20 protein-coding genes are annotated in these 24,287 nt (G+C 55.0%); 5 read left to right on the top strand and 15 right to left on the bottom strand.

Translation table 11 applies throughout. The features are described 5' to 3' along the window. Window positions 1-161: 161 nt before the first annotated feature. The 7 genes from carB to NQU42_RS03115 form a co-directional block, all read right to left on the bottom strand. Window positions 162-3,386, bottom strand: a complete 3,225-nt coding sequence (gene carB, locus NQU42_RS03145) for a carbamoyl-phosphate synthase large subunit (RefSeq protein ID WP_296608971.1) — start codon at window positions 3,384-3,386, stop codon at window positions 162-164. A 1-nt stretch (window position 3,387) separates the two neighbouring features. Further along, complete coding sequence (gene carA / locus NQU42_RS03140; protein WP_296608970.1) at window positions 3,388-4,473, bottom strand: glutamine-hydrolyzing carbamoyl-phosphate synthase small subunit; 1,086 nt, start codon at window positions 4,471-4,473, stop codon at window positions 3,388-3,390. A gap of 338 nt (window positions 4,474-4,811) precedes the next feature. After that, window positions 4,812-6,107, bottom strand: a complete 1,296-nt coding sequence (dnaG, locus tag NQU42_RS03135; protein ID WP_296608969.1) for a DNA primase DnaG — start codon at window positions 6,105-6,107, stop codon at window positions 4,812-4,814. Window positions 6,108-6,604: 497 nt separating this feature from the next. Next, complete coding sequence (locus tag NQU42_RS03130; protein WP_296608968.1) at window positions 6,605-7,660, bottom strand: 60S ribosomal export protein NMD3; 1,056 nt, start codon at window positions 7,658-7,660, stop codon at window positions 6,605-6,607. Next, complete coding sequence (locus NQU42_RS03125) at window positions 7,636-7,932, bottom strand: DUF424 family protein (protein WP_366070077.1); 297 nt, start codon at window positions 7,930-7,932, stop codon at window positions 7,636-7,638. The genes NQU42_RS03130 and NQU42_RS03125 overlap by 25 nt, the downstream gene beginning before the upstream one ends. Before the next feature lie 67 nt (window positions 7,933-7,999). After that, window positions 8,000-8,902 (bottom strand): hypothetical protein, encoded by a 903-nt coding sequence (locus NQU42_RS03120; protein ID WP_296608966.1) that lies wholly within the window; start codon window positions 8,900-8,902, stop codon window positions 8,000-8,002. An 8-nt stretch (window positions 8,903-8,910) separates the two neighbouring features. Then, complete coding sequence (locus NQU42_RS03115; protein ID WP_296608965.1) at window positions 8,911-10,110, bottom strand: methionine adenosyltransferase; 1,200 nt, start codon at window positions 10,108-10,110, stop codon at window positions 8,911-8,913. A 509-nt stretch (window positions 10,111-10,619) separates the two neighbouring features. Here NQU42_RS03115 and NQU42_RS03110 point away from each other — a divergent pair. Beyond that, window positions 10,620-10,886, top strand: a complete 267-nt coding sequence (locus NQU42_RS03110) for a winged helix-turn-helix domain-containing protein (protein ID WP_296608964.1) — start codon at window positions 10,620-10,622, stop codon at window positions 10,884-10,886. Window positions 10,887-10,969: 83 nt separating this feature from the next. Here NQU42_RS03110 and NQU42_RS03105 read toward each other — a convergent pair whose 3' ends face one another. The 6 genes from NQU42_RS03105 to trpB all read right to left on the bottom strand — a co-directional run bounded on the left by NQU42_RS03105 (window position 10,970) and on the right by trpB (window position 16,540). After that, window positions 10,970-11,641 carry a hypothetical protein gene (locus tag NQU42_RS03105; RefSeq protein ID WP_296608963.1) on the bottom strand — a complete coding sequence of 224 codons (672 nt, stop codon included), beginning with the start codon at window positions 11,639-11,641 and terminating at the stop codon, window positions 10,970-10,972. A gap of 144 nt (window positions 11,642-11,785) precedes the next feature. Further along, window positions 11,786-12,523, bottom strand: a complete 738-nt coding sequence (locus NQU42_RS03100) for an MBL fold metallo-hydrolase (RefSeq protein ID WP_296608962.1) — start codon at window positions 12,521-12,523, stop codon at window positions 11,786-11,788. Beyond that, the gene (locus tag NQU42_RS03095) at window positions 12,520-13,797 is read right to left on the bottom strand and encodes an ATP-binding protein (RefSeq protein ID WP_296608961.1); all 1,278 of its coding nucleotides are present in this window, start codon (window positions 13,795-13,797) and stop codon (window positions 12,520-12,522) included. Before NQU42_RS03095 ends, NQU42_RS03100 begins: the two co-directional genes overlap by 4 nt. A gap of 181 nt (window positions 13,798-13,978) precedes the next feature. Then, window positions 13,979-14,584, bottom strand: a complete 606-nt coding sequence (locus tag NQU42_RS03090; protein WP_296608957.1) for a GDSL-type esterase/lipase family protein — start codon at window positions 14,582-14,584, stop codon at window positions 13,979-13,981. After that, a complete protein-coding gene (gene trpA, locus NQU42_RS03085; protein ID WP_296608955.1) occupies window positions 14,581-15,369 on the bottom strand; it encodes a tryptophan synthase subunit alpha in 789 nt (262 codons plus the stop codon). Before trpA ends, NQU42_RS03090 begins: the two co-directional genes overlap by 4 nt. Further along, entirely contained in the window at window positions 15,356-16,540 is a 1,185-nt protein-coding gene (gene trpB / locus NQU42_RS03080) for a tryptophan synthase subunit beta (protein ID WP_296608954.1), read from the bottom strand. Before trpB ends, trpA begins: the two co-directional genes overlap by 14 nt. 270 nt (window positions 16,541-16,810) lie before the next feature. Here trpB and folP point away from each other — a divergent pair, with 270 nt between their 5' ends. From folP to NQU42_RS03065, 3 genes are all read left to right on the top strand, one after another. After that, on the top strand, window positions 16,811-18,061 hold the full coding sequence (folP, locus tag NQU42_RS03075) for a dihydropteroate synthase (protein WP_296608952.1): 1,251 nt from the start codon (window positions 16,811-16,813) through the stop codon (window positions 18,059-18,061). A 2-nt stretch (window positions 18,062-18,063) separates the two neighbouring features. Next, a complete protein-coding gene (gene cofE / locus NQU42_RS03070) occupies window positions 18,064-19,245 on the top strand; it encodes a coenzyme F420-0:L-glutamate ligase (RefSeq protein ID WP_296608950.1) in 1,182 nt (393 codons plus the stop codon). A gap of 80 nt (window positions 19,246-19,325) precedes the next feature. Continuing rightward, window positions 19,326-20,057: a DUF128 domain-containing protein gene (locus NQU42_RS03065; RefSeq protein ID WP_296608948.1), complete on the top strand. Its 732-nt coding sequence runs from the start codon at window positions 19,326-19,328 to the stop codon at window positions 20,055-20,057. Between the two features lie 103 nt (window positions 20,058-20,160). On the opposite strand, the gene NQU42_RS03060 is transcribed toward NQU42_RS03065, so the two are convergent. Then, window positions 20,161-22,683, bottom strand: coding sequence for a cation-translocating P-type ATPase (locus NQU42_RS03060; protein WP_296608947.1), 2,523 nt, complete (start codon window positions 22,681-22,683; stop codon window positions 20,161-20,163). A 5-nt stretch (window positions 22,684-22,688) separates the two neighbouring features. Beyond that, a complete protein-coding gene (locus NQU42_RS03055) occupies window positions 22,689-23,645 on the bottom strand; it encodes a TerC family protein (protein ID WP_296608945.1) in 957 nt (318 codons plus the stop codon). Between the two features lie 411 nt (window positions 23,646-24,056). Between NQU42_RS03055 and NQU42_RS03050 the strand changes: the two genes are divergently transcribed. Continuing rightward, window positions 24,057-24,287, top strand: a 231-nt coding sequence (locus NQU42_RS03050; protein ID WP_296608944.1) for a hypothetical protein, incomplete at its 3' end; no start/stop codon positions are given.

Below are 24,287 nucleotides of genomic sequence, written 5' to 3'. Positions count from 1 at the left end.
GACCCTGAAGCCACTTCTGATCCCCATGGCATCAGCATGGCCACAAACCAGGGCGATGGTGAGAGATATACCGGAAAGCATCTCTCAAAAACAGCTTGATGTTTAACGGTGGCGTGTGCCGATGAGTGCAAAAGAGGTGTGAAGGTTGAGCCGCTACAGGATCAGAGAGACCTGTAGCGCACCTCCCTGTGGTACTCATCCAGCGCCTTTATCGTCAGCTCTCCCTTCAGGGCCTTCTCTATCGCCTCGGCCGCAGCCTTCGCCGCCTGTACGGTTGTTATGTACGGCACGTGGTAGTCTACTGCGCTCCTGCGTATCTGGAAGCCATCCCTCACAGACTGCTTGGTCGTGGGCGTGTTTATTATCAGCTTCACCTCGCCCCTCCTGATGTAATCCAGAACGTTCGGGCTGCCGTTGTAGATCTTCCTGACGCGCTCCGCCGGAACTCCGGCTCTTCTCAGATACTCAGATGTGCCGTCGGTTGCTATTATCTTGAGACCTGCGCTGGCAAGCCTCCTGGCCACCTCTGCCATCTCAGCCTTGTCCTCGTCCCTCACAGAGATGAAGACGATTCCATCGAGCGGGAGGCTGTTCTCAGCGCTCATCTCCGCCTTGAAGAACGAGAGTCCCATGTTGTAGTCGATCCCCATGACCTCCCCTGTGGACCTCATCTCAGGGCCTAGGAGGACGTCTGCGCCGGGGAGCTTGTCGAACGGCAGGAGCACCTCCTTGACAGCCACATACGGTATCTCGGGCTCGACGTTTAGATTCATCTCTCTCAGAGTCATTCCTGCCATAACCTTTGCAGCGATCTTCGCCAGGGGCAGGCCCACGGCCTTCGACACGAACGGTATCGTCCTGGACGATCTGGGATTGGCCTCGAGGACATAAACGACGCCATCCTTGTAGGCCATCTGAATGTTGATTATTCCCCTGACCCCCAGCGCCAGAGCTATGCGCCTTACATAATCCTTCGCTGTCGCGACGACGTCCTCTGGAAGCGTCTGTGGGGGGATCATGCATGCGCTGTCTCCCGAGTGTATCCCGGCCTCCTCTATGTGCTCCATGATAGCCCCGATGAGAACATCGCGACCGTCACACACAGCATCGACATCTATCTCGACAGCGTTCTGCAGGAAGTCGTCTATGAGCACCGGATGCTCGTGAGATACGCGCACAGCCTCACGCATGTATAGCTCCAGTCCTGACTCGTCGTAGACTATCTCCATCGCCCTGCCGCCGAGGACGTAGCTCGGCCTGACCAGAACAGGGTAGCCGATCTCCTTTGCAACCTTCTTCGCCTCCTCCGGGGAGTAGGCTATTCCCGCTCTAGGCTGCGGTATTCCCAGTGAATTGAGCAGCTTGTTGAAGCGCTCCCTGTCCTCCGCGATATCTATGCTGTCAGGAGATGTTCCCAGGATCACGGTCTTCAGGCCCCGCCGCTTCAGCTCCCGCTCCAGCGGCACCGCCAGGTTCACAGCCGTCTGACCTCCGAACTGCACCATCACTCCCCAGTAATTCTCCTTCTCGATCACGTTCATAACGTCCTCAAGGGTGACGGGCTCGAAGAAGAGCTTGTCAGAGGTGTCATAATCTGTGGAGACTGTCTCTGGGTTGTTGTTGATTATGTGAGCCTCGATTCCCATCTCCCTGAGGGCTGTGACCGCATGGACTGTGCAGTAATCGAACTCTATGCCCTGGCCGATTCTTATCGGACCTGAGCCGAGGATCAGGACCTTTTTCTTATCGGATGGAGACAGCTCGCACTCCTCATCGTATGTCGAGTAGTAGTATGGAGTCGATGCCGCGAACTCAGCTGCGCACGTGTCCACCATCTTGTATGTGGGTATTATCCCCAGAGAGAGCCTGTAGTCGGTGACCTCCTCCCTGCTCAATCCCACAAGCTCTGCGATCCTGCTGTCGAGGAACCCCATCCTCTTAGCGCGCCTGAGCCTGTCCGGGGTGAGGCCCTTTTTCAGCTCGTCCTCCATCTGGATTATGTTCTGAATCCTCTCGATGAAGTACGGATCGATCATGCTCAGCTGTGAGATCTCATCCACCGAGAAACCACGCCTGAGAGCCTGGTATATCGCGAAGAGCCTCTCATCCGTCGGCGTTCTTAGGAGCTCTCTGACATCTTCATCGCTCCATGGTGTGTACTTGCCGTTGTATCCCAGATCTATATCGATATCGAGAGACCTGATGGCCTTCATGAGAGCCTCCTCGTAGCTCCTGCCTATGGCCATCACCTCTCCCGTGGACTTCATCGATGTTGTGAGCGTCCTGTCGGCCTTGACGAACTTGTCGAATGGCCACCTCGGGATCTTTATGACGACGTAATCGACGGTGGGCTCGAATGATGCCGGCGTCTCCTTTGTCACATCGTTTCTGATCTCATCGAGCGTGAGGCCGATGGCTATCTTGGCAGTGACGCGGGCTATCGGATAGCCTGTGGCCTTCGAGGCCAGAGCTGATGATCTCGAGACGCGGGGGTTGACCTCGATAACCCTGTACTCGCCGTTTCTGACCGCGAACTGTATGTTGCATCCTCCTTCTATCCCCAGCGCTCTTATGATGTTTATTGCAGCAGATCTGAGCATCTGGATCTCATGATCGGAGAGCGTCTGTATCGGCGTGACAACTATCGACTCTCCTGTGTGAATCCCCATAGGATCCATGTTCTCCATGTTGCAGATGGTGATGCATGTGTTGTTCGAGTCCCTCATCACCTCGTACTCCACCTCTGTCCATCCAATGACGCTCTCCTCGAGGAGCACCTGATGTATGCGGGATCTCTTCAAACCCATCTCGCATATACGCATGAGATCCTCACGCGTCCTCGCGATCCCTCCGCCGCTGCCACCGAGTGTGTACGCGGGTCTCACTATCAGAGGAAGGCCGAGCTCCTTCATCGCCTCCTCCGCCTCCTCAAGGCTTGTGACGGCAATGCTCCTCGGCACAGGCTCTCCGATGCGCTCCATCGCCTTCTTGAAGAGATCCCTGTCCTCGGCCTCCTGGATCGATCTCACCTTAGTCCCGAGCACCTCGACGTTGTATCTCTCCAGAACGCCCATCTCTGCGAGCTCGCTTGTTATGTTCAGGCCGGTCTGGCCGCCTATCCCGGCTATTATGCCATCCGGGCGCTCCTTCTCTATGATCTTTGCAACAATCTCCGGCACCAGCGGCTCGATGTAGACCTTATCCGCCATATCGGGGTCGGTCATTATCGTTGCCGGGTTTGAGTTGACCAGGACGACCTCCACGCCCTCCTCGCGGAGGGATTTGCATGCCTGCGAACCCGAGAAATCGAACTCCGCTGCCTGCCCGATCTGGATAGGGCCAGAGCCTATCAGGAGGACCTTCTTGATGTCTGGGCGCCTCGGCATCTCAATCGCCTCCGGATGCGATCTTCAAAACAGAGCTGAAGAACGGATCCTCGGTGCACATCGGTCCTGGATGCGCCTCAGGGTGGTACTGAACCGCCAGGATCTTCAGGTACCTGCTCCTGATCCCCTCCACAGTTCCATCGTTCGCATTCAGCTGCGTTATCTCAAGATCTGTACCTTCAACTGATTCGGGAACAACTGCAAAGTTGTGGTTCTGAGATGTTATGTAGACGATCCCGCTCTCGAGGTCCTTCACAGGCTGGTTGCCTCCGTGATGGCCGAACTTCAGCTTGAACGTCCTAGCGCCCAGCGCCAGCGAGATGACCTGATGGCCGAGGCATATTCCGAATATCGGCATCGATCCCGCGAAATGCCTGACAGCCTCTATGGCGCTCACCGCCCTCTCAGGGTCTCCGGGTCCGTTTGATATGAAAAGACCATCAGGCTCGACCGCCTCTATATCCGAGATGCTCGAATGTGCAGGAAGAACGTGCAGATCGAACCCGCGGCACTCCAGGCTCTTGAGTATGTGCCGCTTTATCCCGAGGTCGATCACCGCCAGCCTTGGGCCAGATCCTCTTATCCTGTAAGGGCTTCTGCACGTGACCTCGCTCAGCAGATCCAGGGACGATATCGAGGGCTGATCCCTGGCGAGCTGCACGATGTCGATCCCTCTCACCACAGACTCTCCAACAGCGAGAGCTGCCTTCATGGCACCAAGCCTTCTTATCTTGACTGTGAGCATCCTGGTATCCACGCCGTGGATCCCGGGCCTTCCCTCATCAACAAGAAACTCCGCGAGCGTTCTCGTAGACCTGTGATGCTTCGGGCTCGGCCAGATGTGCCTGCAGACCATCCCCCTGGGCCACATGCGATCCGACTGGAACTCATCACCGCTCACGCCGTAGTTGCCCTGCAGCGGGTAGGTGAATAGCAGGATCTGCCCGTTGTAGGAGGGATCTGTCAGCGCCTCCTCATATCCAGACATCACCGTGGTGAAAACGATCTCTCCGGTTACGATCCCTGGGGCACCAAAACCGTAGCCCTCTACCAGAGTGCCATCCTCTAACCCTAAGACCCCAATCATAGTATCGCCACCACAAGCAATGAGGTGATCTAAATATGTTTCGATGAGCTGAAGGGACCTGTCCGAATAAGAGCCTGATCAAGAAATTCTGGCCTTCATGCATTTGGATGTCGGAGACACACCATCTGTATCAGGACAGGTCCAGCTGAAGATCAGTTGTAGTCCGTAAACTCCTGAATCTCTGGGAGAGAATAAGCCGAAGCGAGAAGACCCCGCCCTTCAGGGCGGGAGCGTTCACATGGCCTCTAGATCGAAAAGCGGAGCGCCTGCTCCGCTAAATCACCCGGTCAACCAATAAAAATGCGAAGGAGATCCTGGCCGAATCTCCTGAGATCTTATCACTGACCGCTTGTTATGACCTTTATCCCCACAGGTGTCTTCGCTATGCTCCCCATCTTGGCGCCTATCAGGTAGTCCAGGCCCTTTTCAGCCGCGATATCAAGAAGCCTCTGGGTGATCACTCCATCGAATATCACGCCATGAACGCTGCCGTTGGACTCCTTCAGCTCTTTTGCGAGATCGCGCACAGCCACATCCCTTATCGGGTTGTTGTTCCTGTCGAAGAGCCTTGCAGTTAGCGTTCCGTCGAGCTCCTCGAGATGGTGCTTGAACCAGTCCTCCGGCTCCTCGTAGTGCTCATGAGCCTCTTTCTGAAGCGCTCTTGTCTGGATCTCGGGCGGCGGAGCGATCTCAGCACGGTGCGCTATCGGAACCACCTGGGCGACGGTCCTCACAGAGACTGGTCTCTCCCTTATCAGGCTCTTCCGCTTGGTCACGATCTCCCGCTTCTTCCTCGAGATCGGCTTGATCTTGTACATGTCCATGACCTGCTCGACCGGGATCTTCTGGCGGAGTGCGCGTATGATCTCCTTCTGCGTCAGCTCCTCCACACACTTGCCCTCTGGCGCACGTGCGACGTAATCTATATCTGCGACCTGCAGGAGCTCCTTGACGATGAGCTCTCCGCCGCGGTCGCCATCTGTGAATGCTGTGGCGATCTTCTTCGCGCAGAGCTCTGTGATCGTTGGAGGTATGTTCGTCCCACCAACGGCGACGGCGTTCTTTATGCCGTACTTGAGAAGGTTCAGGACATCAGCCCGCCCCTCCACAACAAGAATCGCATCCGAATCCAGAACGTTCGGCCCCGCCGGCAGGTTGTCCTTGCCTATGTAGGTGATCTCCTCCACCCTCACAGACTGCTTGATCTCCTCGGTGATCTGCTCCGTCTCCAGGATGTTCTCATCGAACATCTCCACCAGTATCCTCTTCGCCCTGTCGATGATGTACTTCCTCTTTGCGGCTCTTACATCCTCTATCTTTGTAACCTGTATCCTTGCCATGCAGGGCCCAACCCGGTCTATGGTCTCAAGAGCTGCAGCCAGAATCGCGGTCTCGACCTTATCGAAGCTTGATGGTATGGAGATCGTGCCCATCGACTTTCCGCCGCTTGAGGATATCTGGACGTCTATCCTGCCGAGCCTTCCAGTCTTCTGGAGATCCCTGAGATCGAGATCGCTGCCCAGCAGCCCCTCCGTCTGGCCGAATATCGCTCCCACAACATCCGGCCGCTCCACTATGCCATCTGCAGTGATATCAGCGTAAATTATATATTTTGTTGTGTCAACATTCTGCATATAAGACACCCCAAATTTTAAAATAGTTAGATAAAAGTCACGCAGACCTTCACTGCCCGACAGGGAGACCTACCCACACTGTATCGGCATCACCCAACTGCTCCACCCTGCACAGTCTTTCAGCCAAAATACCCTTCAGGTGCCCTTCCTATCGAGCTGTAATGATCATGAACGTGCATTTATCCAACTATTCCCATGCTTATGTATCAGCTTTATGGATTATGTGATAACTGCCCACTGTGGTCCTACCGAGCTCTCATGTGAGATACAATGCTCTTATAATAGCTCCCACGCGAGCATCTATCAAAGAGTAAGGGGCAAAACTAGTTTAATAACTTTTTGGTACCGCTGCTGTGTTGAATAATTAAGAGCTTTAAGGTCGATAGCTATTGATTTTTACTAGGATTGCAATTCGTATGAATCCGGCCTATGCTATCGGATTCTCAAACATTATTCAACACAGCAGGTACCGCAGCATCGGCATATAATTTATACTACTAATACAATAAAAACAGACCCCTGTCTGTATGCAATACTTTCACCTCGGACCCTGACTCGAGCTTCATCCCAGCCGGGCGAATCGCGAGCACGGTCCGGTAGCTCTCCGGATCCAGAACCTCCACCACACTCTCGTCAACGGAGATCACCACGCTCTTCCTGGCCTTCGAGCTGTCTCCTATGATCTCCGCAGCATCAGCCTCATCTTCAGATATGAAGAACCGCTCGCCCTTGTCCAGAGATACGACAGCTGTCCTTCTTCCCTCGAAACCCACCACCTCCATCACCGCGCCCTTTGAGTATATCACATCGCCCTTCCTGAGCCGGGGAAGGCGCACAAGCATTGTCGTTCTGAAGATATCCTTTCCGTCCCTGCATCCCACAAGCTTCACAGATTCCTGGATCCTGCCCCCAAACCTCTGAGCGATGGTTTTTGCTATATGTCTTCCAAGCTGTGTGGAGCCCACGATGATGTCTATGCCTCCCCTGACGTCCTTTATATCCTGGATGAATGCAAGACGGTCGCCTTTCTTATATCCAGCCGCTGCAAGGCTCTGGGCGATCTCCCTGGCCTCGGAGAGATCGCTCTCTTCCGGCGGTCTGTCCCTTCGCCTCACCTGGACTATGCCCTCGAAGTATCTGCCGGAGATCCTGCTGCACCTGTCGCATGTGCGCCTTGATACCCTGACCCTGACCTGACAGTCAGCATGCACGATCGTGCCCCTGAACGTGCCGCTCAGATGGACATCTGCCACAAACCTCGTGGATCCCCTTTGATTTATGATGATCTCCAGCTCAACATCTTCGAGCTCATGGTGTACAGAGATCGCCTTGAAGAGAGCGTTTTTTATGAGCTCATCCAGGTCCGCATCTGACTCCCTCCACTTTCCCCTATCCAGGATTGAGCCGCAGACCGGGCAGACGACAAGCTCGATCTGATCCGGGCAGATCATGAACTCTGTAGTCTCGAGAATGCAGGAGAGGCAGAGCCCGCCATCAGATGCCCCACCGCATCTGGGACATATGCTCCTCACATTCGCACCATCTGGGCGCACGGAACCCCATCGATACGCAGAACGTTCTCGCGATCGACATATTCGAACTCTATCGCCCATGCGACAGCCCTCTCGCCTACGAAGTTGGCCATCGTGGCCTCTTCAAGAGCCCTCTCGAGCATCGCCGCCGATGCCAGCTCATGGCCGAAAAAGCTCGCGCTCACCTCGAGCTGGAGCTCGTTCTCCGTGAACCGCTGTCCGAGCAGCTCACTGTCGCAGACTGCCACCAGGACCTCGCCGCCGATTGTGTACGTCCTGAGACACATCGACATCTCATTGTAATCTGGTGCGCCACTATTCCTCATCATGCTATCAATATCTTCATGTGTCATGCCTGGTTTATATCTCCTCCTGCACGCCAGGCGTTTCCAGCTGAACAAACCCGTGGTTTGTGACCGTGGTCGTGAGCATTATATCAAGAGAGCCGTCCGGGCTGGATGTGTTTCTCGTGAAGCTCCTGGACTCGCCAGGGCAGAGCCGGAAGATCTCGCCCATGTGGGCCATATGCACACAGCCATCCTCGATGCCCAGAATACCGAACCGATCGGTCTCGTTAGCCTCCACCGTCGATACCTCTGCTGTATACGGCAGCTTCACCGCACTGAGCATGCTGCTCGCACCGCCGCCGAGATCTCCCGAGAGAGATATGCCCGTTCCGACTATGAGATCCGCACCCTCCACACCGTCAACCGGCATAATAGATCTGAGAACGCCATCATCCAGCGAGTAGGTGGGGAAATCGATCATGATACGCGGGCCGGGTCCTCTCCTGGAGATGCCATGCTCAACTGTCCATATCTCGAGAAAGATATGCTTTCCAGTGTTTACTGCCAGATCCTCTCCATGCCTGCCTATTCTGAGCACCCCACCATCAACCGCGACAAAGATCCGATCCCCCAGAGCTGCTATCGATCCCGGGTTGATCAGACCTGTTGCTATATCAAGGATGCTCTCATTCCTGATCGAGGTTATCCTGTCCGAGTGTGAGACCAGCAGCTCACCGTTGCTGAATGCCATCCCTCTGACACGCCCATCGATCTCAAACCGGCCCAGAACTGTCCCATCAGGAGAGATCCTCAGGATCTCCGTTGTATCACGGCCATCTCTGTAGATCGCAGCATAGATGTCCTCGCCGGAGCTTATTAGCGCATCCGGCCTCTCTCCGCTCCAGATCAGCGTGTCTGCGGCATATGAGACCTGGGGTATCAGGACAAACAGAAGAGCCAGAGCCAGCGCTATCATAACCCACCTCAGTATGTCTGGAGCTCCCCGCGGAAGATCATCTGCTGCACCCTGGGGATCTCCTCGAGCCACCTGTCGGTTATCTCCTGCGCCCTGGAATGTGCCGAGTTCAGACTCACACCGTCCTTAAGGACGAGCTGGACAGAGGCGATGTGCGGCTGGCTTATTGGCTTGCCGATCTGTGAGAGTATCTTCACGTAAACCTCCTCCACACCCTCAACCTCCTCAGCGATCTCCTTTGCTATGAGGTTTGAGAGGAGGTTGTAGATCTTGCCGACGTGGTTGATCGGGTTCTTCCCTGACGTGGCTTCCAGGCTCATCGGCCTGTTAGGTGTTATCAGGCCGTTTGCACGGTTGCCCCTTCCCACAGCGCCGTCGTCCCCCATCTCTGCAGAGGTGCCTGTGACAGTGATGTAGACGGAGCCGGTGGCTATGTTATCGCCCACGTTCATCTGGACGTTAACCCTGCGCCTCGTCATAGACTGCGCCTTGGCGGAGATCTCCTCCACAATCTCTTTCTTCGTCTCCACGTAGTGATCCAGGTCATCTATGTACCTGTCGACCATTGCGCATGCGATCGTCAGGTAGATCGTATCGTCCTCCCTGAGACCCATGACCTTTATGTCCTCACCTATCGCGGGTATCCTGCTCCTGAGCGACAGAAGCTCCTGCTCCGTGCTGTAGACTATCCTCTCAGTCTCGGATAACGGAGCGTATCCAACGCCGTATGAGGTATCATTCGCACTCGGCACAGTGGAGGCGTCCCTATCGAATATCTCACACAGATCCGCAGAGCCTGTGCCGATCTTGCAGTCGATGATGACATGTGTATCCAGATCGAGGTTTCTCAGAGCTCTCTTGAGGTGGCTTCGTGCTGTTCTCAGCGCTATCGCGTCCACAGGCACCTCAACATCTCCGCATATCCGTGTAGCTCTGCCTGTAAGCAGTATGTACTGGGGCTGGATGACCTCACCGCCACCGAAGGCCGGCCTGGAGCGTCCCGCCACTATCTGTATCTTATCGGTGTTGTGGTGGAGCACCCGGCCGAACCTATCGATATACTCCCTGCAGAGAGCCCGGCTGATCTCCTCTGCAATGCCATCTGCAACGCTATCCGGATGCCCAAGCCCCTTGCGCTCCACGACCTCTATCTTCTGCTTCTCAACAGGCATTTGGGTTAGCTCCTCGACCCTGATATTTCTGGTCATGACCCCATCCTCGGTTCAGATCTTCGAGCTCAAATCCACCAGCTCCCTATTAATACTTTGGTCGGGCTGAATGGAGTTACAGTTGTTAACTCGCTGGAAAGTCCTCATTCTTCCGATATGCTTTCAATAGGGCAGGTTATGGAGCTGTCTCGAAGCTATTTAAGCGGAATGTGGAGGGTGCTGCAGGTGACTGGAAAATACACCAAACCGAATCGATGTTCGTGGCGATCTTGAGATGAACTCATTGTTAACTTGTCTCAGAACAGCCAGAAGCCCTCGATATGTTGCATCCCGGAATCCAGCGGCATCGCATGATAACAAAGCAAGAGACTGCGGATGCAGTTTGAGGCCATCCACCTAAGATGTCCAGGGGGATTGGCTATATGAAGTCAAGACTTTCGGAACTAAACAGGACCCTGATCAGCGATAAAATCTTTATATAACGTCTGAGAGATGACGGAGACAGTTAGGATATTGTTAAATTGATCTTGTATCCTGGATATGAGAAGATGGTGCTTAAAAGAGACAAGCTTAGCATAATATCTGAGATACTTCAGAAATGCGTCGGAGGTGCCACAAAGACCGCTATAGTCTACCAGGTAAACCTCAACTTCAAGACAGTCAACCCCTACCTGGATCTTCTGATCGCCCGTGGTCTTCTTGAGGTCTCTCAGGGCTCAACTGTGACATATACAACGACTGAGAAGGGCGTCAAGTTGCTCGAGGATCTGAAGAGAGTGCATGATGTTCTGAAGGAGACGTCAGAGCAGGATTAGCATGGACTCTGCCTAAAACTGCCTGAAGGCTGCATCCCTCATCATACCCGATTTTCCGGCAGATTCATTCGAGCCCGCTCTGCTCACATCTCTTCCAGAACGTGGTTCTCATAGTTGACGAGTATCTCAGATGCCACGGTCCATACAGGGAGGCTCTCCTCGTAGATCGATATCGTATCGTCAGCTTCGGAGCGGACATCGCTTAGGAACTCCCCCTTCGGAAAGCCGCCAAGTATGAAGAGAGCGCCATCGCAGCCCCTCACGTAATCACTGAGCCTGACCCTCTTTCCATCCGGGGAGAGAAGGACGACCTTTTCGTGCGGTATCTCGCGTATGCATGCGCTTATATTCCGATCCCTCTGCATCACAATGAGCGGCTCCCTCTCCGGAACACTCCCGGCCTCGAAGAGGCTCTCCATCAGGCCCACAAACCGGGGATAGTTCTTGGGTATCCTGGTTGTGGGATCTAGGGTTATCATCTCGTTATTCCTTGTGTGTATGCATACCCTTAGCTGGCCCATCCGGTTGAGCACCGATTCCAGAGCAACAAGAAGGAAGAGATGGACTATATCCGGCCTCCCGCGGCGATCTCCCATGGGCAGAGCCCGCATCGCGGAGTGATGGAGGCTGGCATCCAGAAGACTCTTTGCCGGAGATTTGTTCCTCTTCTTAGCGTTGAGCCTGACCGCCGGATACCCCATGATCTCTCTCGGCACAAGCTCAAGCTCAGAATCCGCAAGCAGCATGTGTATCATAATTACTCTCCAACATTTCAAGCGAACTATCGAATGATTTTGTTGAGGCTTCACTGTAGCGATCAAAGCGCTGGTTGTTGTTTTCAACAATGCCCGACCGGATCCGACTGCTCCATGCTACTCAGACGCCAGCGCGATCTGCCATCACAGCGATATAGACATCATGTCATGTGCAAGCGGCCACCTCTTCACAGCCTCATCATGAGGCGGATACAGATGGCTCAGGTGCGTCAGCACGGTCTGCCTCACATTCAGCCTCCGCGCGAGAGAGATCGCCTCCTCAGCGTTCATGTGCTTGTTCAGTTTGTATCCGGGTGGCATTATCGCATCCGCGATGAAGAGATCCGCATCTCTCATGATATCCATACTATCCTCTGATAGCGAATCGCTTGTATCGCTCGTTATGACGACCCTTTTACCACCCGCGGAAACCAGCACTCCCATAGTCTCGACCGGAGGATGATTCACCTCGAAGAGCGTGAATTCCATGCCAGCGATCTCAAATGGCTCCATAGGTCTCACATCATGCCGCTGCGGTCTCAGGAAGTAGAGATAGCTGATTATGTAGTCCATGGTGGCGCGGGTCGCGTATACAGGTACATGGTTCTGCACCCTGTGAAAGTCGCCGAAGCCGGCGTAGTGATCGTAATGTGCATGCGTCCAGATGACTGCATCAACCTTGCTTATGCCCATCTTGATGAGCTGCCACCTCAGATCCGGGCTTGTATCGATGAGCACCCTGCCCTCGTCGCTCTCAAGAAGTATCGAGAACCTCAGCCTCCGGCTCCTTCCTCCGTTGAGGGCATCAACACATGTTGGACACCTGCACCCTATCTTCGGGGTGCCTATCGCATCGCCGGTTCCGAGCATCACGACTCTCATAAAGCCACTCTGCCTCTGTGCTCTCTGATCCTGTGCTCGAAGTCCTCTATGGCGCGCAGGAGATCTATATGCCTGAGAGTTCTGCGGTCCTCCAGAAGTGCGTTCAGCACCGCCTCACGGACAACCAGGCGCAGATCTGATCCCGAGTAACCATCTGTCAGGCACGCTATCTCGTCGATGTCCACCTCAGCATCGATCCTGGACAGTATCTTCTCCAGTATGCTGCGGCGCATCTGCTCGTCAGGCAGGGGAAAGTCCAGGACCTTATCGAACCTGCGCCAAGCAGCGTAATCCAGAAGCTGTGGGTGATTTGTGGCAGCTATGAAGAGGACGCCATCCTCCACTAGGCTTATCTCATCGATAGCCTTCAGGAGGGTGTTTACCGCCCTCTTTATCGCGCCGTGCTCGTCCGATGTCCTGGTCTTCGCCACGAAGTCGAACTCGTCAACAAAGAGGACGCAGGGGCTGAGCCGCTTGGCCAGCTCGAAGACCTTGTCGATGTTCTTCGAGGTCTCGCCCAGGTACTGGCTGGTGATCATCGAGAGCCTGACCTCTATGAGAGGCATGCCAAGCCACTCTGCGATCGCCCTCGCGGTTGTTGTCTTCCCTGTGCCGGGAGAGCCGACGAAGAGGCTCTTTCCTATCTCCCTCAAGCCGACCCTGCGAAGGTAATCCCTGTGCTCTATTGCCTTCTCTATCTTTGATATCTCCGCCCTCTGCTCATCGGTCAGCACCAGATCCTCGATGCGCTCTCTGATATCCTCAGGCGATCTTATCTGGACGAGCTTCAGCATATCCTCCGAGTCCTGTACCGTCTCCTGAAGCTCCTTGATCTTGGCCTCGATCCACTCGCGGTCCGCGTATCTTGACTTGTTTGCGCGCCTCGCCTCCGCATAGCTGACATCGAGATGATCATAGCTCTCGTAGTAGTAAGCGAGGACAGGGTTTGATCTCACCCGCTCGATGCCCTCTCTGGCAAACCACCTGGCACCGAGATCAAAGACCGTGAGCCTCAGCTGGGATCCGAACTCCTCTATATCGATGAACGGGAGGCGCTTCGCAATGCTCCTCACGTCCTCTATGCTGTATATCTTCTCGACATCAGAGATGGTGACGTATATGGGGCGTCTCACTCCCCTGTGCTCCGCGTCGAAGTAGTGCTTTCTTATCTTTGGTGGCAGATCATCCTCCGTGAGGCTCTCAAACCTGTTGTATATCTCTGCCGTAAGCAGGAGCTCGGTCACCTCTACAGAACCGGGTATCTCGGAACCCATCTTCAGAACTCCATTCAGAACTGGAGGTAACTGGTGACCTATAAAAAGAGATAAAGCTTTCCGTTCGACATGAGAGATGCAGGAAACGATATTCTCCGGGCTTACCACGACCTGTGAGCCACAATCTCTGCGCCATCCCCTCTCGAGGTTATCCAGCAACATGCTGTAAGTACCGGGGCGATCAGAAGAGCCTCATCAGCTCCTCTGCTATTATCCTGTATCCATCCTCGTTGGGGTGATCGAGGCCGGGCAGCACAAGCGAGTCGAGCTGCGTGCCGGATCTCACGCGCTCCATCCAGGCTGCATAAACATCGACAAATCCCACACCCATTGCGGCTGCGATCTCCCCCATAGCACGGTAATAATCGAGCACAAGTTTATCGTAATATGGTGTGAGCAGGGGCTGTGAGCTCAGAAGGAGCATCTCGCTGCCGCACTCTGTGAGTATGATCTCCACCATCCTTGAGATATTTGATCTGAACTCTTCCAGACCGATTCCGTAGGCTGCGTCGTTGATGCCGAAGTTTATCGTGACCAGATCAGGTCTGTAGTAGAGGACCGAGAGCTCCAGGCGCGCCAGTCCATCTCTTGTTGTATCCCCTGATACGCCCTCGTTGTGCATCTCTATCCTCGCATCAGGGTATTTCTCCTGAAGAGCCTGCTTCCAGAAGTAAGGGAAGCCACGCCTCACAGCATATCCGGCCGTGATCGAGTCGCCGAATGCGACTATCACAACATGATCTCCAGCCCGCAGCGCCTCAACCGTCCGTCTGGTGAACTGACTCATGATTGCCGGATGGATGCTGCTGACTTAACACTTACCTCGGTCATCGCCCTTTTCATGCGTCTGATCAGATCCTCGAGCTGATCGAGCTCGCTTCTCCCAATGAGATCAACACACGCAGAGCCGACTATGACACCGTCTGCGCCGGCGCGGACGAGCTCAGCAGCATGCTCTGGCCTGGAGACTCCGAAGCCAACAGCTCTTGGAATGACGGGAGGCACCCTCTCTATCAGATGCCTTGTAGACTCCTGAAGATCTGCGCTTGCGCCCGTGACCCCAGATCTGGCGACGAGGTACACAAAACCAGAGCTCAGGGAGATGATCTCAAGGATGCGTTTATCAGGAGTGTTCGGAGCTATCATGTTTATGAGATCTATGCCATGCCGGCTCGCCGCCTCCCTGAGGGGGCGCGATTCCTCCACTGGCAGATCTGGCACAATCATCCCGCATATACCAGATGCTTTGCAGTCTGATGCAAACCTATCCAGGCCACGCCGGTAAACCATGTTGTAGTATCCCATGAAGACCTTTGGCACGCCATCTATTCTGGATGCGATATCGAAGTAGAGGTCTGTGTTCATGCCAGCGGCTATCGCCCTCTGGGATGCTGCCTGTATTACGGGACCATCCGCGATCGGGTCCGAGTGAGGTAGGCCGAGCTCGAGCACGTCAGCACCTGCGCGCACTATTCGCTCTGCGATCTCCACGGTCTCATCTGGAGAGGGATCGCCGGCGCAGATGTAGACTATGAGAGGTTTGCATCTCCTGAACACCTCAGACAGATTCATAGGCGATCACCGTGTGAAGATCCTTGTCCCCTCTGCCTGAGATGTTTATCACGCTCAGCTCACCCAGCATCTCAGGGTGCTCTATCGCGTATCCAACCGCATGAGCAGATTCGAGCGCTGGTATTATGCCCTCCAGCTTTGAGAGAGCCTTGAACCCCATGATCGCGGTTTTGTCGCCAGCTGTCGCCGTCTCGACCCTCCCCGTCTCCACAAGATGTGCGAGCTCAGGCCCCACCCCAGGGTAGTCCAGGCCGGCAGCTATCGAGTACGACTCCAGTATCTGGCCGTATGGATCCTGCAGTATCTTTGTCATGGCTCCGTGAAGCACCCCCGGATCCCCAAATGCGAGCGACGCCCCGTGCTCCGCGCTATGAGTTCCCATGCCCTGACCCCTGCCTCCAGCCTCGACCGCTATGAGCCTGACGTCGTCCTCTATGAACGGGGTGAATATGCCCATCGCATTCGATCCCCCGCCGACGCATGCGACTATGGAGTCTGGAAGCCTCTTCTCCTCAGCGAGGATCTGTGATTTAGTCTCATCTCCTATGACCCTCTGGAACTCCCGTACGATCGACGGATACGGATGAGGTCCGGCGACTGTTCCGAGCAGATAGTGGGTGCTCTCGTAACTGGCAGCCCAGTCCCTGAGAGCCTCGTTTATCGCATCCTTCAGTGTTCTGGAACCAGATCTGACAGGTATCACCCTGGCGCCCAGAAGTTCCATCCTGTAGACATTCATGCGCTGCCGCTCGATATCCACCTCGCCCATGTATATCTCAGTCTCAAATCCCAGCAGCGCGCCCACGATCGCCGTGGCGACCCCATGCTGGCCGGCACCGGTCTCTGCTATCAGTCTTTTCTTCTTCATGTATTTGGCCAGAAGGCCCTGCCCCAGCGTGTTGTTGATCTTGTGTGCGCCGCCGTGGAGGAGGTCCTCCCTCTTGAGGTACACATCCCTTCCAATAGCTCTGCTGAGATTCTCAGCCCTGTAAAGCGGCGTCGGCCTGCCGGCGAAATCTCTCATGAGTTTTGAGAGCTCCCCTGAGAACTCCGGATCCGCTCGCAGCCTCTCAAACGCCTCAGCGAGCTCGACAAGCGGCTGCACCAGCGTCTCGGGAACAAACCTGCCACCGTATCTGCCGAACCTGACCTCGCAGGATATCTCATCCATAAATCACGCCACCAGTTTGATGTATAACAAAATACATTGTTGGACTTAATAGTACATTGTATTTAAAACTGCCGGATGGTGTGAGGATGCATGAGGACGGTCTTGTGACATCCACCCTTCCCCGGAAGGGGCCTTCTGCCTGATTTCCTATGGCCTTGGGCCGCGCCGCACGATCGCCTCTCCGCGCGTCCCGAGCAAGATCTCCCCGCCAACAGAATAGCCATATAGTAGGTAACACAAAGGAGACCACTGGAATCAGAGGCGTTGCGATTGACCATAGAGGGCGAGCTGGGCAGATTGAAAGTCGGAGACGTCCACCCCGTCAGGCTCATGGGGATAATCAACCTGAGCGCCGAGTCGTTCTACAAGGGATCCGTCTCCACGCCTGAGGGCGCGGCATCTTTCGCCAGGAAGATGGCAGATGAGGGCGCCGAGGTGATAGATGTCGGAGCTGTATCCACAGCGCCCGGCTCTCCTTTCATTTCAGAGGATGTGGAGCGTGAGAGGCTTTTCCCCGCTCTGGAGAACATCCTGGATGATGTTGATGTCGAGGTCTCTGTGGACACCCAGAGGGCATCTATAGCAGATCTCGCGCTGTCGAGAGGCGCAAGCTGCATCAACGATGTCTCATGCCTCAAGGATCCCCTGATGGCAAAGGCAGTCGCAGAGCACGATGCATCGCTGCTCGTCATGGCCTCAAAGGAGAGGCCCGGGGATCTCCTGGAGATGAAGGATATAATCCCCAGGCTCGCAGCGGCTGTCTGCACCGCTGTGAAGGGCGGAGTCGACCCCAGAAAGATTTTGATAGATCCAGGAATCGGCCGGTGGATCCCTGAAAAGACATACGAGTACGATCTCGCGATTCTGGATCGGATGAGAAGCCTGCGCTCACTGATGAAGCCGATAGTCGCAGCCGTCTCCAGGAAGTCGTTCATCGGCGCTGTTCTCGATCTCAGGGATCCTGCTGAGAGGCTGACTGGATCGATAGCTGCGACAGCCATAGCTGTTTACAACGGAGCTCATGTGGTGAGAACACACGATGTTGCTGTATGCAGGGATGCGGTCAGGATCGCCCAGGCCGCCCGTGGAAGGCAGATGCGCTCCGGAAGGGTTGAGCTGCTCCAGCTCGCAGGCTCGGCAGAGGAGCTGATGTGCATCCTCGACTGGGTCGAGGTCGACCCGGGAGCTCATGATATACTCTGGAAGAAGGGCTCGTTTATGGCGGTTGCCATCGAGGACATAACCCCTATGGAGGCGCTGGTCATAAAGCAGGAGATGCTGGCTGCGGGTGGAGATGCTGCGGTGCCCCGAGGCGCCCTGAGATGTGATCCTTCGGCGAACAGAGCTGTGATATTCGGAACGCTGGCTCAGATCGAGAGGCTTGTGAGAAAGCTCAGGCTTCAGCCGTTCTCTCTGCCATCAATAGCGAGCGAGATCGAGCGCGTCCTATACACAGATGTGAGCAGGTACAGGAGTGTTGATGACCAAACCACCACCTCCAGTCCGCAAAGTAAGGGGTGAGAATGTTGGAGATATTCGGGATAAAGACAGGCCTCCTGAAGCCCGGCGATGATATCGTGGAATCTCTCAGAAGGGGGCTTGATGAGGCCGGCATCAGGCTCATGGATGGAGATGTGATCGTCGTCTCCGAGAGCTTCGTTGCAACCGGAGAGGGTCGCGTCGTCTCTCTCGCCGATATCACACCCGGTGAGCGTGCGATCTCCCTCGCATCCAGGTACGAAAAGGATCCCGCAGAGATGGAGCTGATCCTCAGGGAGTCTGATGAGATCCTTGGCGGGATACCTGGTGTTGTTCTGACGCTCAAGGACGGTTTTCTTTATCCTAACGCAGGAGTGGATCATTCGAATGCGCCTCCCGGGCATGTGGTTCTCCTTCCATCCGATCCGAAGAACGCAGCCTCTAGAATAAGGAACGCTCTCTCGAACGGCGCCAGGATAGGGGTGATCATAGGAGACAGCAGGACCCATCCGCTCCGTCTCGGATGTGTCGGCGTTGCGCTCGCATGCGATGGCATCCTCCCCGTGGAGGACGCCCGCGGAAGAAAGGACCTCTACGGTAGGCCACTGAGAATAACTGTTAAGGCTGTGGCCGACAACCTTGTATCTGCCGCGCAGCTTGTCATGGGCGAGGGGGATGAGGGGATTCCTGCGGTCGTGATACGGGGAGCGCCGGTCGAGCTCTCAGATTCGGGGCCTGTTGCGATACCGAACATACCGCCGCACGAGTGCATGTACATCGGCGTCCTTAGATCGATACCGCGTCCGTACACAGGCGAATACGATGAGCTCGTCAGATCCGCCATCGATGCCAGGAACCAGGCATACGCCCCTTACTCGAAGTTCAGGGTCGGAGCCGCAGTCCTGTGCAGAAGCGGGAGGATATACAGAGGCGCAAATGTGGAGAACGCATCATCTGGCGCCGGAATATGCGCTGAGAGGGCCGCGATAGCCAGCGCAGTGGCTGCGGGTGAGAGGGATCTTGTAGCCCTTGCTGTCGCTGGAGAGCTGCCGAAGCCCATCACGCCCTGTGGCATATGCAGGCAGATGATGATCGAGTTCGGAGATATGGACGTTGTGATGGTCGGCTCGAATGGCGATGCGCTGATGGTGAAGGCGAGCGAACTGCTGCCTGACGCATTCACCCTCTCATGCGAATCGAGATGCTCAGGATCAGAGCAGCATTAGCAGAGAAAAAGGATCGCGTTCTCTCCGGCCCCCAGGACGGATGAGCATGTATTTATCAACCATTGCAGATCCATATCATAATGCAGGAACCACTGGTCTTTGCCCTGGGCAGGATAGAGAGTCTGATCCATCAGGTTAGTCTCGACCCGGCGAGGGGCGCTGGCAGGGTTATAACGAACAGATCCCTTGTGGCCAGGGATGATCTTCATGAGACGCTTGAGATATTCAAAAATGCGATAGACAGCGGTCTTGCAGTCTCTCCCCTGGTCAGGCTGGAGGAAGCAGGGGAGAGGTTCAGGATATACACCGTCTGCAGCATGACCATAGACGGATATCTCATAAAGCACGGGATACCTGTTCGCCCGAAGGGCGGCGGGCTAATAGAGGTTATAGACGGAGAGACTGTGCGCTTCACAGATATGATAATGTACTGGGCCACGACCATAGATCCCCTCGACCTTCTCATAGCTCAGGAGCTGACCGGCATATGCGAGATGATGCGCACCGGGACCGGCAGGATACTCGGAAACCTGCATGAGGCTCCGATGCTCTCCCGCGATACAATAGAGGATCTGCTTGATGAGCTCAGAGAGGCAGGGATTATGGGGGTCGTGGAGCTCGGCGAGCCGAACATGGAGGTTCTGGGAATGCCTGTGGAGCGAGATCATCTCGGGATGGCGCTGGTCGGCGGCACAAACCCCGCTGCGGCTGCGGTCGAGCTCGGGCTCGATATCGAGACAGAGTCCATATCGGGGCTCACCGACATCTCTGAGATGTGCCACATAGAGGAGCTGATGGATCGCATGCTCTGATCAATCCACACTCATCACTCCGAAATATGGTTGCTGGCTCTATTCTCTCCGAATCGCTCTCCAGTGGCACAATTCCTCAAGCGCGGTCTGGAAGCATCGCTCTTCATGCCAGGCCGGCTCGCCCTCTTCTGAGTATCAGCTTCCAAGCCTCAAACCAGAGCACGCTCGCGGAGGCCAGAGCGAGGCAGATCACGATGTCGTTTGGGTGCAGGTATCCGAAATGGAACATCTCCCTGAGCGGTGGCACGTAGAGTATCATCGAGAGAAGAAGCAATGTCCCCCCAAAGATCATCCAGAGCGCAGAGTTTCTGGTCCTAATGCTCTGGACTATCGTCTGGGACCAGGATCTGTTTATGAGTATGAGAAAGAGGTTTGCCAGAACAAGCGTGGTGAATATCAGAGCTCTCGCCTCGTTCATATCCCTCCATATGCTCATAAGGTAAACCGCGGAGAGCACTGCAAGAACGCTGATCCCCTGAAGCGCGCCCAGGCCGATCACACCGGTGCTGAAGAGCGAGGTCTTTGGATCCAGAGGAGGCCTGGACATTATATCGCTCTCCTCAGCCTCGGCCTCGAATGCTATCGAGCACGCAGGATCTATTATGAGCTCCAGGAAGGCTATGTGGATCGGAAGGAGCAGCAGCGGCTGGCCGAGAGCCACAGGCAGTATGGATATGCCTGCGATCGGAACGTGGATTGCAAGTATGTACGCGGTCGCCTTTCTTATGTTGTCAAAGATCCTCCTCCCCAGACGTATCGCTCTGACTATTGAGGAGAAGTCATCGTCCAGAAGCACAATATCCGCGGACTCGCGAGCGACATCTGTGCCCCTTGAGCCCATCGCGATGCCTATGTGAGATGATTTCAGAGCTGGCGCGTCATTGACTCCATCTCCGGTCATCGCAACTATCTCCCCATCCCTCTTCAGGAGCTCGACAAGCCTGAGCTTCTGCTCGGGAACCATCCTTGCGAAGACGTTTGCATCTCTAAGGCGTTTTGAGAGCTCTTCATCGCTCATCGACTCGATCTCAGGTCCGGTAAGCACATTGCCGGGGTGAAGATTGATTGCGGATGCAATTGAAGATGCAGTAACAGGATGGTCTCCTGTGATCAGCATCACCCTCACGCCTGCCCTCTGGCATTCAGTCACTGCATCAGGAACGCCTGGCCTTAGGGTATCTGAGAAGCCGAGCAATCCCAGAAACTGAAAGCCGAAACCGTGCTGCCCATCCGGCAGCTTTGATTCCGGGATCGCGGCCCTGGCAACCCCCAGAACGCGCAGCCCGTCCTCTGCCATCCTCTCCACAACCTCGCTGAGCTCCTCAACCTCTTCCCTGTCGAGATGGCAGAGATCGAATATCGATTCTGGCGCGCCCTTTGCAGCTATGACATACTCATTCCCGCGCATCCAGACCACCGACATCGCGAGAATGTCATCTGTGAGCGGATACTCCTGTACAAATGTCCAGTCGTCGTGGATGTGTTCCGTCCCGTTGAGCTCCCTCCTCCCCATCTCCTGGAGTGCGATCTCCATCGGATTGAATGGATCCCTCCTGCCGGCTAGGATCCCGAACTCAACGACATCGTGAACTTCCTCTGGAAGCACCCCATCCAAATCGTAGATCCTGCCTCTCGCGAAGATCTTCCTCACACGCATCCTGTTCAGGGTCACAGTGCCCGTCTTGTCGGTGCAGAGGACGGTGACGGAGCCGAGGGTCTCTATGGCAGAGAGGTTTCTGGTCAGCACATTTATCCTGGAGAGCCTCCAGGCGCCGAGGGCGAGGAAGATCGTGAGGACAACTGGAAACTCCTCAGGGAGTATCGCCATGGTGAGCGTTATACCTGCAAGAAGACCGCCTAGAAGATCGCCGGTCTCGAGCGCATACGCTACCAGGAGGACTGTGCTCAGGGCGAGACCGAAAATTGTGAGCCTGCGGACCATCAACCGCGTCTCACCCTTGAGCCTGCTCTCCTCGAGCTCTATGCTCTTGAGAGACGCACCTATTTTTCCCATCAGCGTCCTGGAGCCGGTGGCTACCACCCTTGCCAGCCCCCTCCCCTGAACGACAAGCGTGCCGGAGTAGACGAAGGGCAGCCCGTCTCCACCAGGTGGCGTGACCTCCAGATGCTCCTGATATTCGCAGGAGGTCTTCCTGACAGGCACAGATTCTCCAGTCAGTATCGATTCGTCCACCAGCAGACTGGTGCAGGAGATCACTGCAGCATCCGCCGGTACCCGGTCCCCCTCCTCAAGGACGATGAGGTCTCCGCGGACGACCTCCCGCCCGGGGATTCTCACTGGCTGACCATCCCTTATAACCAGAGCCCTCGGGCTCGAGAGAGCCCTAAGAGCATCCAGCGCGCCCTCTGCCCTCCTCTCCTGGTAGAGCGTTATTGAGATCACAACACACACGAAGAAGATCAGAATCAGCGCCTCCCTGTGGTCTCCTAGGAGAAAATAAATGCCTCCGCAGGCCATGAGGAGAGCTATCATCGGCTCCCTCAGAACATCCATGGCAATTGAGAGGAGACCACGCCGTCTCTCAGACGGGAGCTCGTTGTAGCCCTCATCCCGAAGCCTCCTCTCTGCCTCAGCGCTCGAGAGACCAGCAGCTTTGATCTGCATACAAATCACTTGCCTGAGTAGCTCTTCAGGCAGTTCAAGACCCGCTCTCTGTCTGAGCTTCTCGCCAGAGATGCCAGCATCGAGACCACAAGAACCAGGGCTACAACACCAAGGGCGAATGTGACCGGTATCTCGTACACATCTGAGAGAAGCATCTTGATGCCAACAAATATCAGTATCAGTATCACACCGTGGTTGAGGTAGTGGAACATGTGAGCGCAGGCGGCCAGAGCGAAGTAGAGCGCTCTCAGGCCGAGTACCGCAAAGACGTTGGATGTGTAAACCACGAAGGGATCGACGGTGACGGCAAAGACCGCGGGGATCGAGTCCATTGCGAATACCAGGTCTGTCATTTCAACCGCGACCAGAACGATCAGAAGCGGTGTGGCCATGGTTCTGCCGTACGCTCTGGTGATGAACCTTCCGCCATCGTAGTGATCTGTCGAAGGTATCAAGCTCCTGAACATCCTCACAACCGGATTCCTGTCCGGCTGCACGTTAGACTCCCTCTGGAGGGCCATCTTGATCCCTGTCACTATGAGAAACGCCCCGAAGAGGTATATGATCCAGTCGAAGTGCTCTATTAGCGTCAAACCAGTTGCTATGAATAATGCCCTCATGAGAAGCGCCACGACGATGCCCCAGAAGAGGACCTTGTACTGATGCGTCTCGGGAACCTGGAAGTAGCTGAATATCATCAGGAAGACGAAAAGGTTGTCGACGCTCAGCGATCTCTCTATGAGATAGCCTGCCAGGAACTCTACAGCCCTGTCCTGGCCATGCCAGAGAAATATCATTATGTTGAACACAAGCGCGATCGCTGTCCAGATTCCGCTCCAGATCAGCGACTCCTTCACTGTTATGACGCTCGATCTTCTGTGGAAGACCCCCAGATCAACTGTGAGAAGCAGGACGACGAGAACGCCAAAGCCGATCCAAAGCACAACCTGGTTCGATGTCAAGGGGACACATCCGTCGAAATTTTGCGATTTGACGAACCCACAATACGTATTTGCCGATATTTAAGGCCTTTCCATTACGTCAAGCAAATGAGCTACGATGTGGAGATCTCCGGCATGCGGAACGGCTGCAGTCTATCATTCGGTCGTGGGCTCGAATAGCTTGATGGATCTTAACCAGCAGCGCGCAAGATGAGGCTGATGGTGCGCTGCCGATTTCAATTGGTCATCTCAAAATCGCCAAGCATATCGATTCTGTTAAGTGTATCTCCACTCGCCTCAGGCCCATTTCAGCTTAAATCGAGACGAATACATAAAAGTACACAACCAAAAACCAGGTGGTCTACCCAGAATAGACACAACAACTTTTGGTGAATAATTTCCATCACCCAATCTGCAGGTGGCATACAAGGATTGACAGATCTCAGGATGCCGATTTCGATGCCATATTTCCGGTCAAGAGATCTGATCCAGGAGGAAATTCTTGGTACCGGTCACCGGATGAGGCTCATATATATGTCTCTTTATATTCATCCATATATTCGAAAGCCATATCTAACAGGTGGTGTACATGTGATTGATGGCCAGGCTCTCTCCACTTATGGAGCAATACTTCAGCATAAAGAAGCAGTGCCCGGATGCCCT

This window comes from Methanothrix sp. (genome assembly GCF_024518575.1).
Lineage (GTDB): Archaea > Halobacteriota > Methanosarcinia > Methanotrichales > Methanotrichaceae > Methanothrix_B.
This window is presented reverse-complemented; position numbering and strand designations above follow the sequence as displayed.

What these genes read in the sequence shown, in the direction of transcription:
- carB (WP_296608971.1), bottom strand. Translation starts at nt 3,386, where the DNA reads ATGCCGAGGCGCCCAGACATCAAGAAGGTCCTCCTGATAGGCTCTGGC.
- carA (WP_296608970.1), bottom strand. Translation starts at nt 4,473, where the DNA reads ATGATTGGGGTCTTAGGGTTAGAGGATGGCACTCTGGTAGAGGGCTAC.
- dnaG (WP_296608969.1), bottom strand. Translation starts at nt 6,107, where the DNA reads ATGCAGAATGTTGACACAACAAAATATATAATTTACGCTGATATCACT.
- NQU42_RS03125 (WP_366070077.1), bottom strand. Translation starts at nt 7,932, where the DNA reads ATGTCGATGTGTCTCAGGACGTACACAATCGGCGGCGAGGTCCTGGTG.
- NQU42_RS03120 (WP_296608966.1), bottom strand. Translation starts at nt 8,902, where the DNA reads ATGATAGCGCTGGCTCTGGCTCTTCTGTTTGTCCTGATACCCCAGGTC.
- NQU42_RS03115 (WP_296608965.1), bottom strand. Translation starts at nt 10,110, where the DNA reads ATGACCAGAAATATCAGGGTCGAGGAGCTAACCCAAATGCCTGTTGAG.
- NQU42_RS03110 (WP_296608964.1), top strand. Translation starts at nt 10,620, where the DNA reads ATGGTGCTTAAAAGAGACAAGCTTAGCATAATATCTGAGATACTTCAG.
- NQU42_RS03105 (WP_296608963.1), bottom strand. Translation starts at nt 11,641, where the DNA reads ATGATACACATGCTGCTTGCGGATTCTGAGCTTGAGCTTGTGCCGAGA.
- NQU42_RS03100 (WP_296608962.1), bottom strand. Translation starts at nt 12,523, where the DNA reads ATGAGAGTCGTGATGCTCGGAACCGGCGATGCGATAGGCACCCCGAAG.
- NQU42_RS03095 (WP_296608961.1), bottom strand. Translation starts at nt 13,797, where the DNA reads ATGGGTTCCGAGATACCCGGTTCTGTAGAGGTGACCGAGCTCCTGCTT.
- NQU42_RS03090 (WP_296608957.1), bottom strand. Translation starts at nt 14,584, where the DNA reads ATGAGTCAGTTCACCAGACGGACGGTTGAGGCGCTGCGGGCTGGAGAT.
- trpA (WP_296608955.1), bottom strand. Translation starts at nt 15,369, where the DNA reads ATGAATCTGTCTGAGGTGTTCAGGAGATGCAAACCTCTCATAGTCTAC.
- trpB (WP_296608954.1), bottom strand. Translation starts at nt 16,540, where the DNA reads ATGGATGAGATATCCTGCGAGGTCAGGTTCGGCAGATACGGTGGCAGG.
- cofE (WP_296608950.1), top strand. Translation starts at nt 18,064, where the DNA reads ATGTTGGAGATATTCGGGATAAAGACAGGCCTCCTGAAGCCCGGCGAT.
- NQU42_RS03065 (WP_296608948.1), top strand. Translation starts at nt 19,326, where the DNA reads ATGCAGGAACCACTGGTCTTTGCCCTGGGCAGGATAGAGAGTCTGATC.
- NQU42_RS03060 (WP_296608947.1), bottom strand. Translation starts at nt 22,683, where the DNA reads ATGCAGATCAAAGCTGCTGGTCTCTCGAGCGCTGAGGCAGAGAGGAGG.